This is a genomic window from Streptomyces sp. NPDC031210 (genome assembly GCF_055570395.1).
In genome coordinates this window covers 22,022-35,302 of record NZ_JBVIHH010000005.1, presented here as the reverse complement: position 1 = coordinate 35,302, position 13,281 = coordinate 22,022, and the positions used below count along the sequence as shown (strand labels likewise).

Genomic DNA, 13,281 nt, shown 5'->3' with positions numbered 1-13,281 from the left:
GGGGGGGGGGGGGGGGGGGGGGCGGGGGGGGGGGGGGGGGTGGGGGGGGAGGGGGGGGGGGGGGGGGGGGGGGGGGGCGCCCCCCCCCCCCCCCCCCGCCCCTTGTCGTACGCCGCGTCCGGCTAGAACGTGTACTGCGGATTGACCTTCATGCAGGCTTTCTTGTCCTCGCCGTTGAGCGCGTCGGCGCTGTCGGGGGCCTTGTCCGCGGCCTTGTCGCGGCCCGGCTGCTTCGGGTAGGCGTCGCCGGCGCGCCAGTCGTTGCCGACCACCAGCCGCAGCCCCGAGGCCGCACTGGACTCCTTGACCGCGCCCTTGGGCAGACCCAGCGCCTTGGCCAGTGCCAGGGCGTCGCCGCGCTGGGACGTGTCCCGGTAGGTCAGCGTCGTGTCGGCCTGGGTGATCAGGGCCGAGTCGGTGCCCGCCGCGGTGTAGCCGAGGCCGGCCAGCCGCTGCTGGACGACGCTCGCCCGGCCGGACACCGGGCCCGTCAGGCTGCTGTTGGTGCCGTTCTGCACGACAACCTTCAACTGGCCCTTGGCGGTCGACGGCTTGGGATCGGGCGCCGGCTTCTTCTTGGCGTCCTTGCCGTCCAGCGCGGTGTCGTTGCGCAGCAGCGCGAAGGTCTGCTCCGCCTCGCCGGGCTTGGGCATGACGTAGGACTCGCCGGGCCCGTACTGCCAGGGCATGGTCACCATCGTGATGCGCTTGGTCGGCACCCGCTGGAGGTCGCCGCCCAGGTCGTAGAGCTTCTTGACGGTGCCCAGGCCGTCATCGACGGTCAGCGCGCTGGTCGCGGCCTCCGCCAGGTCGCGCAGCCGGCCGGGGTCGGTGAGCTTGGTGCCCGCCTTCAGTTGCCGGACCATCGAATTCATGTACATGTGCTGGGCCTTGGCCCGGCCGATGTCGGTGTTGTCCTCGAAGCCGTAGCGGGTCCGCAGCCACTGGAGCGCCTGGACGCCCTTGACCGGGTGGGTGCCCTTCTTCAGGCGCAGCCCGCTGCCGTGCCCGCTGCGGTCGTGCGAGTAGATGTTGTTGTCGACGCACACCGGCACGCCCCCGATGGCGTCGGCCATGTCCACCACACCGGCGAAGTCGACCATCATGTAGTGGTCTATGTAGATGCCGGTCAGCTCCTGCCAGGTGGCGAGGGTGCAGCCCGGACCGCCGTGCTGGAGCGACTGGTTTATGGCGGCGGTGGTCTGCGGGTAGACCGTCTTGTCCTTGGGGTCCGTGCACTTGGGGATCGGTACGCGGGTGTCGCGCGGGATGGAGATCACCGACATGTTGCTGCGGTCGGCGGAGACGTGCAGCAGCATCTGGACATCGGCCAGCGGCTTGCGGTCGGCGTCCTGGCGGGCGCCGCCGAGCTTGATGTTCTCCTTGCTGTTCCGGCCGTCCGACCCCAGCAGCAGGATGTTGAGCGGACTCTGCCCGAACGCGTTGGGGTCCGGCTTCTTCAGCCCGCCGCCGCTCAAGTCCCTGGGGCCCTTGCGGAGGTTGGAGTTGAGGTGCTCGTAGTAGAGGTAACCCGCGCCCGCGCCGCCCAGGATCAGGACGGCGAGGCCGAGGGCGGTCCAGCGCAGCACCTTGCGGCCCTTGCTCCGGGGCGCCCGGCCCTTGCGGTGGGCGCCGCCGTCGTCGGCGGGCACGGCGGCACCACCGGGCGGCGTCCAGCCGGGCGCGTCCGGCGGCGGGCCGCCCTCGTAAAGGCTGTCGTCCCAGCCCAGTTCCTCGGCACCGGACCGGCGCCGGCGTGATCTGTCACCACGCACACTGCTCTGCCGCATTGGGCTCTCTCCCCGTTGTCAGTTCTGTGGTGCACTCGGCGCCCGCCGCGGCGGCCGGATACCGCTGAGGTCACTTCGCGCAGATGTTCTTGTCATCCGCGTTGACGTTCTGCACCCCGTCCGGGGTTTCGGTCGGCGCCTCGATCGGTGTGCCCGGCGCCGTGAAGTCCTTGCCGAGGATGAGCTTCATCGGCACCCGCGGACCGGCGTCCTGCGTCGTCTTCTTCAGCGCGCTCTTGGGCAGGCCCATCCAGTCGGCCAGGGTGGCGGCCTGGTCGGCCTGGTTCGGGGCGTATTCCAGCCGGGTGGCGGACAGCTTGGTCGGGGCGTTGCCGGCGTTGGTGGAGAGCCTGGCGGCCTTGTTGTTCTGCAACCAGTCCACGGTCTCCTGGGCGGCGCCGATCGGCCCGCCGCCGTTGCTGACATCGACGCGCACCAGCTCCGGCGGCGCCTTCTTGACCGACCCCGAGCCCTTCTTGCCCTTGCCCTTCTTCCCCTTGGCCAGGGCGTGGTCCGCCCGCACCATGGCGAACAGCGGGTCCGCCTTGGCCCGGTCCAGGACGACGGTCGCCTTGTCCTGCGGGTTGTCCAGGACCGGCACCGTCGCGAAGGTGATCTTGTCGATGTCGACCTTCTTGAGGTCGGAACCGAAGTCCAGCAGCTTGCCCGCCGTACCGATACCGGTGTCGACGGTCAGCGCCTTGGTCGCCGCCTGGCTGATGTCGTACAGCTTGCCGGGGCTGCTGAACGCGCTGGACTTCATCTTGCGGATCATCGAGCTGAGGAACTGCTGCTGGAGCTCGATCCGGCTCAGGTCGCTGCCGAAGCCGACGGTGTGCCGGGTACGGACGAACGCGAGGGCCTGCTCGCCCTTGACGATGTGCCGGCCGGCCTTCAACTTCAGGTGCGACTTGGGGTCGTTGATGTCCTTGCCGGCGCACACCTCGACGCCGTCCACCGCCTCGGACAGCTCCTTGACCGCGTTGAAGTCGGCCATCATGAAGTGATCGACCTTCAGACCGGTCAGCTTCTCGACGGTGCGCCAGGTGCAGCCCGGGTCGCGGCCCGCCTGGCCGAGGCTGGTGTTGAAGCGCACCCCGTGCTCGCCGGGAATGACCTTCTTCGACTCGTCCTTCTGCACCGTCGGGCAGTCCGGGATGTCGGTGATCATGTCGCGCGGGATGCTCAGCGCGGTCGCGTTCGTGCGGTCCTTGGAGATGTGCATCAAGATCGTGGTGTCCGCGTGCCCGACACTGCCGGCGTCGCCGTAGCCCTGGTTGCCCTTGCCGGAGCGCGCGTCCGTGCCGATGATCAGGAGATTGACCGGCCCGTCGGAGACCGCGTCGTTCTCGACGCCGACATCGACCTTGGAGATGTTGCCGTCGAGCTGCTGGTAGATGAGGTACGCGCCACCGCAGCCGGCGAGGACGACGAACCCCACCACACCGGCCGTCCAGTGCAGCGCCTTCTTCTTGCCCGACTTCTTCGGCTTCGGCTTGCGGCGGCTGGCCGAGGCCGCCGCCGAGGCGTTCGCCGCGCGGCTCGCGGCCGCCCGTCGCTCCGCCCGGCCGCCGGTGGGGCGCTCGTCCCCGCCGGCGTCGCTCGCGGTCCGGCCGGTCCGCCGGCCGCGCTGGGTCGGCAGCGGCCGGGTGTCGGTGTCGCCGTCCGCACCCGCGGTGCGGGCGGCACGTCTGGAGCCGGGCCCCTTACGCGCGGAGGGTCGGTCCGCCGCCTGACCGGCAGCGTCGAGCCGCAGCTCGTAATTGCCGGTGTCCGGGTCGAACACCCACTGATCGGCGGGATCGACATTGTCGCCCGCCCGCCCACGGCCTTGCGCGTCCACGGTGCCTTGAGTCCTCCGTCGGTGCCACGCGGCGCCATCCCCTCAAGGCGCTCGGTCGGTCGATTGTGCATTTACGTCATGGGCCGGTCCAACTGGTCGCGCGGACCGGATCGCTCACACTATCCGCCCAGTTCAGCGCCACGCGACGCCCGTGACAAATTCCACTTCCCTACAACTGGGCAATCCGCCCAATCCATTCGAGTCGTTGAGCGTACCTTTGCGGCCTCTTTATTCGCAGATCCCGCGTTCTGCGGTGGTTCCCGTAAAGGTCGGCTCCGAACTCGGCGTGGGCGAGGGCGATCTGTCCGGTTTGCCGTCCGCGGTGCCGGTGGCCGCGGCGGGCTTCACCTCCACCGGGAGATCCTCGCGCAACTGCCGGAACAACTGGTCGGCGGCCGGTTGCACCAGCTCGTCGCGGTTGGCGTCGAGGTGGTACTCCCGGCGCGGCACGGTCAGGAACCGCACCCGCTCGGTGGGAATGCCGCGGGTGCTGCGGACCAGTTCGTACAGGCCACGCAGCGACGCCAGGCCCTCGTCGGTGGTCAGGGAGCTGGTCGCCGCGTCCATCAGCGGGTACATCCGCGTCGGATTGAGCAGCACACCATTGCTCTGCACTTTCTTCACCAGAGCGCCAAGAAACTGCTGTTGGCGTTCCATACGCTGGGTGTCGCTGCCGTTGCCCATGCTCTTGCGCGCCCGGACGTATCCGAGCGCGGCCTCGCCGCGCAGCGTCTGGCGGCCCCGGGGGAGCGTGAGATGGGCGGCCTCGTCGCGCACGGGACGGGGCAGGCACACCTCGACGCCGTCGACCGCGTCCACCATCTTCTTGAAGCCGACGAAGTCGACGATCATGTGGTGGGTGAGGCGGACGCCGGTCATCTTCTCGACCGTACGGATCGTGCAGCCGGCACCGGCGAACTCGAAAGCCCAGTTGAACGGCATCATCTGGGCGTTCACCCGGGTGCCGTCGGAGCGTTTGCAGTGCGGCACCTGCACCATCAGGTCCCGCGGGATGCTGACCGCCGTGGCGCTGCGCCGGTCCGCCGCCAGGTGCAGCAGGATCGTGGTGTCCGAGCGCTGGGTGCCGCTGTCCTCGCCGTACTCGCCGTTGCCGTCGCCGCGGGTGTCCGAGCCGATCACCAGGATGTTCTCGGCGTTGGGCGGGCCCGCCGCGGGCCGCTCGGCCTCGTACTTCTCCAGTTCGTTGCGGGTGGCGCTGTCGGTGCGGATGTTGCCGTTGAGCTTGGTGTAGAGCGCCCAGCCGGTGCCGGCCGCGACCAGCAGGAACAGGATCAGACCACACGCCGCCCAGAGCGTCCAGCGCCTGCGGCGGGCGGGCGAGCGCGGCGGACCGGGCCGGTCGGACAGCGGACCGCGCCATGTGGTGGGGCGCTCCGCCCAGAGGCCGCCACCGGGTATGCGCGTGGAGCCGGATTCGGAGGCGGGCGGGGTGTCGGGGTCGGATGTGGCGTCGGGGCCGGATGCGGTGTCGGGGTCGGGTGTGGCCTCCGACTCGGACGCGGCCCCCGAGTCGGAAGTGCCCTCCGAGTCGGACGCGGCCCCCGGGCCGGTCGTGGCCTCAGCATCGGACGCCGCCCCCGAGTCGGAGCCGGATCCCGGGCCCGCCGGCCCGGCGCCCTCGGCGGGGCCATGGCCGTCGGAAGGGGGCTCGGGGCTCTCGGTCACGTGTGCGTCCATCCCTCACGGAGTCGGCGTCGCGCCCGCACGCGGGGCCGAAGCCGCAAAGGAGACGGACGGACCCCCGCGCAGGGTGGTACGTACCCAAGATCATGGCCCGAAAGCGGCGGACCGGCCCCTCCCGACGCCGGTCCGGTCCGCCGGACGGGGGAGCACGGCCCGGCAAGCGGCGGTACGCGCCCCCGGTGCGGCTACGCGGCGGCCGGCGGCGCCCTGAACGTGATCTTCTCGCTGGTCTCCCGGGCCGCCGCGGCCTCGGCGGCCAGATGTTCCGGATGACGGCACAGCACCACCGAGCCGCCCGCCGCCAGCGGCGCGTACAGCCCGTACGACAGGCCCTGCCAGGTGTCGTAGCCCAGCCGCGACAGCACCCGGGGCGCCGGCGGCATCCCCGCGGCGCGGGCGTCGGCCAGGGCGCGGGCCCCGATCCCGGCGCCGGTCAGCTCCTCGTCGCCGACGGCCAGCGCGGGCGCCCCCGGATCCACCGGCGCGAACGGCGCGAAGCGGTCGCCCTGCCCCGGCACCTCCACGGCGTAGTCCGCGAAGCCCGCGGGCGGCTGCGGGAAGCGGCCGCCCATCGGGCGCAGCGCCAGCGCCACCCGCTCACCGGAGCAGGCACGCGCCGCGTCGAGGCCGTCGGGACCGCTGACGACGAGGTCGGCCGCGGCCGGGTCGCCGCCCACCTGGGCGACCACGCCGACCGACGAACAGGCCAGCAGCCAGACGGCGGTCTGCCAGTGGGCGGGCAGCAGCAGCGCGAGGCGGTCACCGGGCTCGGCGGCCAGGTCGCCCTGGAGGTAGTTGGCGGTCTTCGCCACCCAATTGGCGAAGGTGGCGACGGACAATTCCACGCGCTCACCGGTGGCGTCGTCGTAGAAGGTCACCAGCGGGCGGGCCGGGTCCGCGGCGAGGGCGGAAGACAGCAGGTCGGCGGGGGTGCGATCGGTGGCGTTCATCGCGGCCAGATTACGCGCGGCGGCCGCTGACGGTCAGTCGGGCACGGCAGACAGAACCACCGGTTCGGCCGATACACCGTCAGCTCCCCGATGGCGCGGTCCGCCGGGGCGGCTCAGGATTTGGACCATGCGTGCCCTCCTTGCGACTTCCCTCGGCGCCGCCGCGTGCACCGCCCTCGCGCTGACCTCGGCGGCGCCGGCCGGCGCGACCGCCGCCGCCCTCCCCCCGTCCGCCCCCTCCCCGCCGGCGACCCGGACCGCCGCCGGCGACGTGCCCGGCAGTACCCAGTCCCTGCCCCTGGAGGACCTGGGCACCGCCACCCCGCGCTCCACCGAGGGCGCCCCGCCCTCCGCCAATCCGCCCGCCCCCGGCAGCCGGGGCCTGTCCGCCCGCGCCGTACGGCCGTTCTCGCTCGTCGGCGTCGTCTGGGAGGACGCCGGAGCCGAACTGCGGGGCCGGGTCCAGATCCGCACCCGCGCCACCGGCACCCACGTCTGGTCCGGCTGGCAGGACCTGCCCGCCCACAACGACGACGGCCCCGACCCCGGCGCCGCCGAACGCGGCGGCAGCCAGGCCCGGGGCAGCACCGCACCCCTGTGGGTCGGCGACTCCGACGCCGTCCATCTGCGCGTCAGCCCCGAGACGGGACGGCGTGCTCCGGCCACCCTTCCCCGCGGGCTGCGGCTGGAACTGGTCAACCCGGGCACCGACCCGCGCGCCGCCCACCCGGCCCCCGCGCCCACACCTGCCGACGACCCCGCCGGCGAGCCCGCCACCGACACCCGCGTCACCCAGCCCGGCGTCCCCGAGACCCCCGCGACGGACGAGGCCGCTACCCAGGCCGCCGCGGACGGCCCGCGGACCGGCGCGAAGCCGTACATCGGGCCGCGCCCGCGGATCGTCACCCGAGCCGGCTGGGGCGCCGACGAGCAACTGCGCGAGCGCGGGTTCCTCTACAACCGCACGGTGCGCGCCGCCTTCGTCCACCACAGCGCCAGCGGGAACAACTACTCCTGCGCCCAGGCGCCTTCGGTGATCCGCGCCATCTACCGCTACCACGTCAAGAGCAGCCACTGGCGGGACATGGGCTACAACTTCCTGGTCGACAAGTGCGGCACGGTGTACGAGGGCCGCGCGGGCGGCATGGACAAACCGGTCATGGGTGCCCACACCCTGGGCTTCAACGCCGAGAGCACGGGCATCGCCGTCCTCGGCACGTACACCGACGTCGAGCCGCCGAAGGCCGCGATCGACGCGCTGTCCGCCCTGACGGCCTGGAAGCTCGGCCTGCACGGCCTCGATCCGGAGGACAAGAGCCGGCTGACGTCCGGCGGCGGAAACCGCTACAGAAAGGGCACCGAGGTCTCGATGGACGTCATCTCCGGCCACCGCGACGGCTTCAACACCCAGTGCCCCGGTGCCCGCCTCTACACCAGGCTCGCCACGGTCCGGACCGCCGCCGCCCGCCTCCAGGGTCGCTGACACTTCCCGCACGGTTACCGTCCGGTTGTCCCGCGGATGAACCGACCTCCGGTGCGCGGCGTCCTACCGACCACGATCGCGCACCACCGCGGCGCACGACCGGAAAGGTCTGCCTACACTGGGCGGCCGATCGCCGACCCCAGCAGGAAGCAGAGACGACAAGGTGACTGAAGCGATCCTCCTGGTCGGCGGCAAGGGGACCAGACTGCGCCCGCTGACGGTGCGTACGCCCAAACCCATGGTCCCGGCGGCCGGTGTGCCGTTCCTCACCCACCAGCTCGCGCGCGCCCGCGCCGCCGGTATCGACCACATCGTCCTCGCCACCTCCTACCTCGCCGAGGTCTTCGAGCCGCACTTCGGCGACGGATCGTCCCTCGGCCTGCACCTGGAATACGTCACCGAAGAAGAGCCGCTGGGCACCGGCGGCGCCATCCGCAACGTCGCCTCCCGACTGCACTCCGCCCCCGGCGACCCGGTGCTCATCTTCAACGGCGACATCCTCACCGGCCTGGACATCGCGGCCCTCGTCGACACCCACCGCACCACCGGCGCGGACGTCTCGCTGCACCTGACGCGCGTCGAGGACCCGCGCGCCTTCGGCCTGGTCCCCACCGACGGCACGGGCAAGGTCACCGCCTTCCTGGAGAAGCCGCAGACCCCCGAGGAAATCGTCACCGACCAGATCAACGCCGGCGCCTACGTCTTCAACCGGTCGGTCATCGACACCATCCCGGCCGGCCGCCCGGTCTCCGTCGAACGCGAGACCTTCCCCGGCCTGCTGGCCGACGGCGCCCACCTCCAGGGCATGGTCGACTCCACCTACTGGCTCGACCTCGGCACCCCGCAGGCGTTCGTCCGCGGCTCCGCCGACCTCGTCCTCGGCCGCGCCCCGTCCCCGGCCGTGCCCGGCCGCCGCGGCGACCGCCTGGTCCTGGAGAGCGCCGAGGTCGCCGCCGACGCCAAGCTCACCGGCGGCACCGTCGTCGGCGCCCGCGCGCACGTCGGCGCCGGCGCCCGGATCGAGGGCAGCGCCGTCCTCGACGGCGCGGTGATCGAACCCGGCGCCCAGGTCCGCGACTCGTTCGTCGGAGCCGGTGCGCGCGTCGGGGCCCGTACGGTCCTGGACGGCGCGGTCATCGGTGACGGCGCGGTCATCGGCGCCGACAACGAGCTGCGCGGCGGCATCCGGATCTGGTGCGACGCCCGCGTCCCGGCCGCCTCGGTGCGCTTCTCCTCCGACCAGTAGGCGGGCCGGCACGCCGCTGACCCGGGCCGGCACGCCGCTGACCCGGGCCGGCAGGCCGCTGACCTGGGCCCCGGCCGCGCCCGGCCCCGATCGCCTAACCTTGCAGAATGCCCGCCCGCACCTGGGTCCCGCCCGGTCCCTACGATCTGCACCGCACGCTGGGCGTGCTCCGGCGAGGGCCCGGCGATCCCGCCTTCGCGGTGCGCGGCGGCGAGGTGTGGCGGGCCTGCCGTACGCCCGGGGGGCCCGGCACGCTGCGGGTGGCGGCCCGCCCGGCCGACGGCAGCGTCGAGGCCGAGGCGTGGGGGCCCGGCGCCGACTGGCTGCTGGAGCGGCTGCCCGACCTGCTGGGCGCCTGTGACGACCCCGCCGGGCTGACCGCCCGCCACCGCGTCGTCCACGAGGCGCGTCGCCGCCACCCCGGCGTCCGGCTCGCCAGGACCGGCCTGGTCCTGGAATCGCTGATCCCCTCCATCCTGGAGCAGAAGGTCACCAGCGACGAGGCATACCGCGCCTGGCGGCTGCTGCTCCAGCGGCACGGCGAGCCCGCCCCGGGGCCGTGGGAGCGGATGCGGGTGATGCCCGACCCGCGCGACTGGGCGCTGATCCCCTCCTGGGAGTGGCACCGCGCCGGCGTCGACGCCAAGCGCTCGTCCACCGTCGTGCGGGCGGTGCGCGCCGCCCACCGGATGGAAGAGGCCGCCGGTATGGACCTCGCCGCCGCCACCGCGCGGCTGACCGCGCTCGCCGGCATCGGCCCGTGGACGGCGGCCGAGACGCTGCAACGCGCGCTCGGCGCCCCGGACGCCCTCACCCTCGGCGACCTGCACCTGCCGAAGATCATCGGCTACGCCCTCACCGGCCGCCGCGGCACCACCGACGCGCAGATGCTCGAACTCCTCGCCCCCTACGAGGGCCAGCGCCACCGCGCGGCCCGGCTGATCCTGCTCTCCGGCCGCACCCCGCCGCGCCGTGCCCCGCGCTTCCCCGTCGGCGACATCGCCCGACTCTGACGCCGCCGGGCCCCGCGGGTCCCGCTAGCGCACCACCAGGAAGTCCGCGCCGTCCCGCTCCGGCCGCTGCTTCGGTGGTGCGGCCGGGCGCCCCACGGCCACCGCGCCCATCGGCTCCCAGTCCGCCGGCAGGCCGAGCACGTCGCGTACGACGTCCCGGCAGAACATCGTCGACGACACCCACGCCGACCCCAGCCGCTCGCCGGCCAGCGCCACCAGGAAGTTCTGGATGCCCGCGCCGCCCGCCACGACGAACATCTCCCGCTCGGCGGCGGCGCGCCGGGCGTCGGGGTAGCGGTGCGAGCCGTCCGTCACCAGGCAGGGCACGACCAGGTAGGGCGCGTCGCGCAGCACGTCGCCGCGCCGTACCCGCTTGGCGACGGCCTCGTCGCCGAAGCCGTCGGCGCGCAGGTCCGCGACCCACGCCTCGCGCATCGCGTCCACCAGCCGCAGCCGGCTCTCGGCGGACTCCAGCAGGACGAACCGCCACGGGGTGGTGTGGTGCGGCGCCGGCGCGGTCAGGGCCGCGGCGACGGCCCGGCGCACCGCGCCGCCGTCCACCGGATCGTCCCGGAACGCGCGGACCGTACGCCGCATCGTCATCGCCTCGCGTACGGCTTCGGAGGTGCCCAGCCGGAACATGTCGTCCTCGGCGTCGCGCACCAGGGCCCGTGCCCCGTCGTTCCCCTCCGCCTCCGCCACGACGTGCGGGAGGCCGCGCAGCACGGCGACCGGCAGCCCGGCGGCCTTGCCCTTCACCAGGTCGCCGGCGGCGGCGAGTTCATCGGCGGTGGCCACCACCGTCGCGGTGAGCGGATTGCCGTACGCGTCCGTCCCGCCGCGCAGATCGTCCAGCACCCGCACCCCGGCCGCGCCGATGGCGACGTCGGTCAGCCCGCTGCGCCAGGGCCGGCCGAAGGTGTCGCTGATGACGACGCCCACGTCGGCGCCGAGCGTCTCGCGGATGCCGGCGCGCAGCGCGCGGGCCGAGGCGTCCGGGTCCTCGGGCAGCAACAGCACTGTCCCGGCGGGGGTGTTGGAGGCGTCCACGCCGGCCGCGGCCATCACCAGGCCCTGCCGGTTCCGCACGATCCGCAAGCCCCCGCGGCGAGCCACCAGGCGCACGGTCTCCTGGTCGATGGCCGCCTCGCGGTCGGCGGCCTCGACCACCCGGCCCTCCGCCTTGCTGACGATCTTGGAGGTCACCAGCAGCACGTCGCCGTCGGCGAGTCCGGGCATTTCGCCGGCCGTGGCCGCCGCGGTGATCAGCTTGACGAGGTCGTCCCCGGGCCGCACCTCGGGGATGCCCGGCAGCGCCCACACCCGGTAGCCGGGCACGCCGTCGGCACCGCTCATGCCCGGACCTCCTCGGCCAGCGCCAGCGCCTCGCGCACCATCGCGGCCGTGGCGTCCACGTCCGTCATCATCAGCGGTACGGCGCGGCAGCGGATGCCGGCCGCCTCGATCTCCGGGACGGCGGCCGCGTCGACGGAGTCGACCAGCCAGCCGTCCAGCAGTCCGGAGCCGTAGTGCGTCGCGACCGCCGTCGCGGTGGCCTCGACGCCGACCGCGGCCAGCACCTTGTCGGCCATCCCGCGCACCGGCGCGTCGCCGACGATCGGCGAGAGGCCCACCACCGGCACCCCGGCGTCCGCGATGGCCTCCCGGATGCCGGGGACGGCCAGGATCGTGCCGATGCTCACCACGGGGTTGGACGGCGGGAAGAGCACCACGTCCGCCTCGCCGATGGCCTCCAGCACGCCGGGCGCGGGCTTGGCCTGGTCGGCGCCGACCGGCACCACGGCGTGTGCGGGCACCGAGGCGCGCAGCCGCACCCAGTACTCCTGGAAGTGGACGGCCTTGCGCTCGCCGTTCTCGTCGACGGCCACATGGGTCTCGACCCGGTCGTCGGTCATCGGCAGCAGGCGCACGCCGGGGTTCCAGCGGGCGCACAGGGCTTCGGTGACGGCGCTGAGCGGATAGCCGGCGGCGAGCATCTGGGTGCGCACGATGTGCGTGGCGAAGTCCCGGTCGCCGAGCCCGAACCACTCGGGGCCCACGCCGTAGGCCGCCAACTCCTCCTTCACCCGGAAGGTTTCGTCGGCGCGGCCCCAGCCCTGCTCCTCGTTGATGCCGCCGCCGAGCGTGTACATCACGGTGTCGAGGTCGGGACACACCTTGAGTCCGAACAGATGGATGTCGTCACCGGTGTTGCCGATGACGGTGATGTCCGCGTCCGGAGCCGCTGCCTTCAGTCCCCGCAGAAAGCGGGCGCCGCCGATACCGCCGGCCAGAACCACAATGCGCATAGCGACAGTGTGTCAGTCGGAGGCTGATTCCATGAGGGGCGGTGGTCGGGCGGCGGGAGGGACTGTCAGTCGGAGGCTGATTCCATGAGGGGCGGTGGCGTCAGGCGGTTGTCGTCCTGGGGGCCGGGGCCGCGCAGCGGGCGGTGTGGGCCGCGTCGGCCGCTTCCGGTCCGGCGGCGGGGAGCATCGGCATCTCGGTGAGGCCCGGGAAGTAGATGTGCAGGCTGACGGCGGGGACCAGGGCGTCGTTGACGACCTCGTGGACGTAGCCGGGGGCGAAGACGCGCTGTGCGCCGGCCCGCAGGGCGTGGCGGCCGGCAGGCAGGCGTTCGGTCAACTCGCCTTCCAGGACGGTCAGCACACCGGAGGACGGCCCGTGGTCGTGCCGGCCGCTGCCCTGGCCCGGCACCCAGCTCAGCAGCCACACCTCGTAACCGGGGCCGGTGCGCAGCCGGTGGTACCAGCGGGTGGTGGCGTCGTAGCGGACGAGCGGGGCCCACGCGGCGCGGTCGGCGGCGATCGTGCGGGCCAGTCCGGCGAAGCCCGCGACGGTGGCCGGGTGGGCGGGCACGGGCGGCAGCAGGTGCGGGATGGCGAGCGGGTCGCCGGCGATCTGGACGTCGCTGTTCATGTGCTTCGGGTTCCTCGGCGGAAGTGCTGGGCTGACGCTGGGGGTGTCTCCCGGCGTCGGCCGGGGGAGGGGTGCGGCACGGGCGCGGGCTTGCCCTGTGGGGAGCGCCGGCGCGTACGCGGAGCAGGGGGCTGCGAGGGTGGTGCGAGCGGGAAAGCTGGAGCTCGGTGGCTTCAACAGCTGGAACAGCGACAGCGGGCCTGCACAGCGCAGAGCGACCCGTAGGCACGGGTCAGTCGGGGCGCGGCAGTCACTGGCATGGGGTCAAGGAGACCGGGTTCGCGGCGCGATGTCAATCGGATGCCGGTTTTG

The 13,281-nt window shown here is 73.4% G+C and carries 10 protein-coding genes; 3 read left to right on the top strand and 7 right to left on the bottom strand.

All coding sequences use genetic code 11. From position 1 onward, the window contains the following. Positions 1-122 precede the first annotated feature (122 nt). The 4 genes from ACZ45Z_RS11530 to ACZ45Z_RS11515 all read right to left on the bottom strand — a co-directional run bounded on the left by ACZ45Z_RS11530 (position 123) and on the right by ACZ45Z_RS11515 (position 6,287). Complete coding sequence (locus ACZ45Z_RS11530; RefSeq protein WP_468359923.1) at positions 123-1,790, bottom strand: LCP family glycopolymer transferase; 1,668 nt, start codon at positions 1,788-1,790, stop codon at positions 123-125. 70 nt (positions 1,791-1,860) lie between these two features. Continuing rightward, positions 1,861-3,633 carry an LCP family protein gene (locus ACZ45Z_RS11525; RefSeq protein WP_468359920.1) on the bottom strand — a complete coding sequence of 591 codons (1,773 nt, stop codon included), beginning with the start codon at positions 3,631-3,633 and terminating at the stop codon, positions 1,861-1,863. 228 nt (positions 3,634-3,861) lie between these two features. Beyond that, positions 3,862-5,319: an LCP family protein gene (locus ACZ45Z_RS11520; RefSeq protein ID WP_468359917.1), complete on the bottom strand. Its 1,458-nt coding sequence runs from the start codon at positions 5,317-5,319 to the stop codon at positions 3,862-3,864. A gap of 203 nt (positions 5,320-5,522) precedes the next feature. Next, positions 5,523-6,287, bottom strand: a complete 765-nt coding sequence (locus ACZ45Z_RS11515; RefSeq protein ID WP_468359914.1) for a TIGR03089 family protein — start codon at positions 6,285-6,287, stop codon at positions 5,523-5,525. A gap of 127 nt (positions 6,288-6,414) precedes the next feature. Here ACZ45Z_RS11515 and ACZ45Z_RS11510 point away from each other — a divergent pair, with 127 nt between their 5' ends. The 3 genes from ACZ45Z_RS11510 (at position 6,415) to ACZ45Z_RS11500 (ending at position 10,029) form a co-directional block, all read left to right on the top strand. Continuing rightward, positions 6,415-7,770 (top strand): peptidoglycan recognition protein family protein, encoded by a 1,356-nt coding sequence (locus ACZ45Z_RS11510; protein WP_468359911.1) that lies wholly within the window; start codon positions 6,415-6,417, stop codon positions 7,768-7,770. Positions 7,771-7,933: 163 nt separating this feature from the next. Continuing rightward, positions 7,934-9,016 carry a mannose-1-phosphate guanylyltransferase gene (gene manB, locus ACZ45Z_RS11505; protein WP_468359908.1) on the top strand — a complete coding sequence of 361 codons (1,083 nt, stop codon included), beginning with the start codon at positions 7,934-7,936 and terminating at the stop codon, positions 9,014-9,016. Between the two features lie 107 nt (positions 9,017-9,123). Continuing rightward, positions 9,124-10,029 (top strand): DNA-3-methyladenine glycosylase family protein, encoded by a 906-nt coding sequence (locus ACZ45Z_RS11500; protein WP_468359905.1) that lies wholly within the window; start codon positions 9,124-9,126, stop codon positions 10,027-10,029. Between the two features lie 24 nt (positions 10,030-10,053). Here the strand turns inward: ACZ45Z_RS11500 and ACZ45Z_RS11495 are convergent, their stop codons facing one another. The 3 genes from ACZ45Z_RS11495 to ACZ45Z_RS11485 form a co-directional block, all read right to left on the bottom strand. Then, the gene (locus ACZ45Z_RS11495) at positions 10,054-11,385 is read right to left on the bottom strand and encodes a coenzyme F420-0:L-glutamate ligase (RefSeq protein WP_468359902.1); all 1,332 of its coding nucleotides are present in this window, start codon (positions 11,383-11,385) and stop codon (positions 10,054-10,056) included. After that, positions 11,382-12,338: a 2-phospho-L-lactate transferase gene (cofD, locus tag ACZ45Z_RS11490; protein ID WP_468359899.1), complete on the bottom strand. Its 957-nt coding sequence runs from the start codon at positions 12,336-12,338 to the stop codon at positions 11,382-11,384. The genes ACZ45Z_RS11495 and cofD overlap by 4 nt, the downstream gene beginning before the upstream one ends. Positions 12,339-12,438: 100 nt before the next feature. Next, positions 12,439-12,969, bottom strand: coding sequence for a cysteine dioxygenase (locus ACZ45Z_RS11485; protein WP_468359896.1), 531 nt, complete (start codon positions 12,967-12,969; stop codon positions 12,439-12,441). Positions 12,970-13,281 lie beyond the last annotated feature (312 nt).

Bases quoted from the DNA above. Each gene is read 5' to 3' on its own strand.
- ACZ45Z_RS11495 (WP_468359902.1), bottom strand. From the start codon at position 11,385: ATGAGCGGTGCCGACGGCGTGCCCGGCTACCGGGTGTGGGCGCTGCCG.
- ACZ45Z_RS11485 (WP_468359896.1), bottom strand. From the start codon at position 12,969: ATGAACAGCGACGTCCAGATCGCCGGCGACCCGCTCGCCATCCCGCAC.
- ACZ45Z_RS11510 (WP_468359911.1), top strand. From the start codon at position 6,415: ATGCGTGCCCTCCTTGCGACTTCCCTCGGCGCCGCCGCGTGCACCGCC.
- ACZ45Z_RS11530 (WP_468359923.1), bottom strand. From the start codon at position 1,790: ATGCGGCAGAGCAGTGTGCGTGGTGACAGATCACGCCGGCGCCGGTCC.
- ACZ45Z_RS11515 (WP_468359914.1), bottom strand. From the start codon at position 6,287: ATGAACGCCACCGATCGCACCCCCGCCGACCTGCTGTCTTCCGCCCTC.
- ACZ45Z_RS11500 (WP_468359905.1), top strand. From the start codon at position 9,124: ATGCCCGCCCGCACCTGGGTCCCGCCCGGTCCCTACGATCTGCACCGC.
- cofD (WP_468359899.1), bottom strand. From the start codon at position 12,338: ATGCGCATTGTGGTTCTGGCCGGCGGTATCGGCGGCGCCCGCTTTCTG.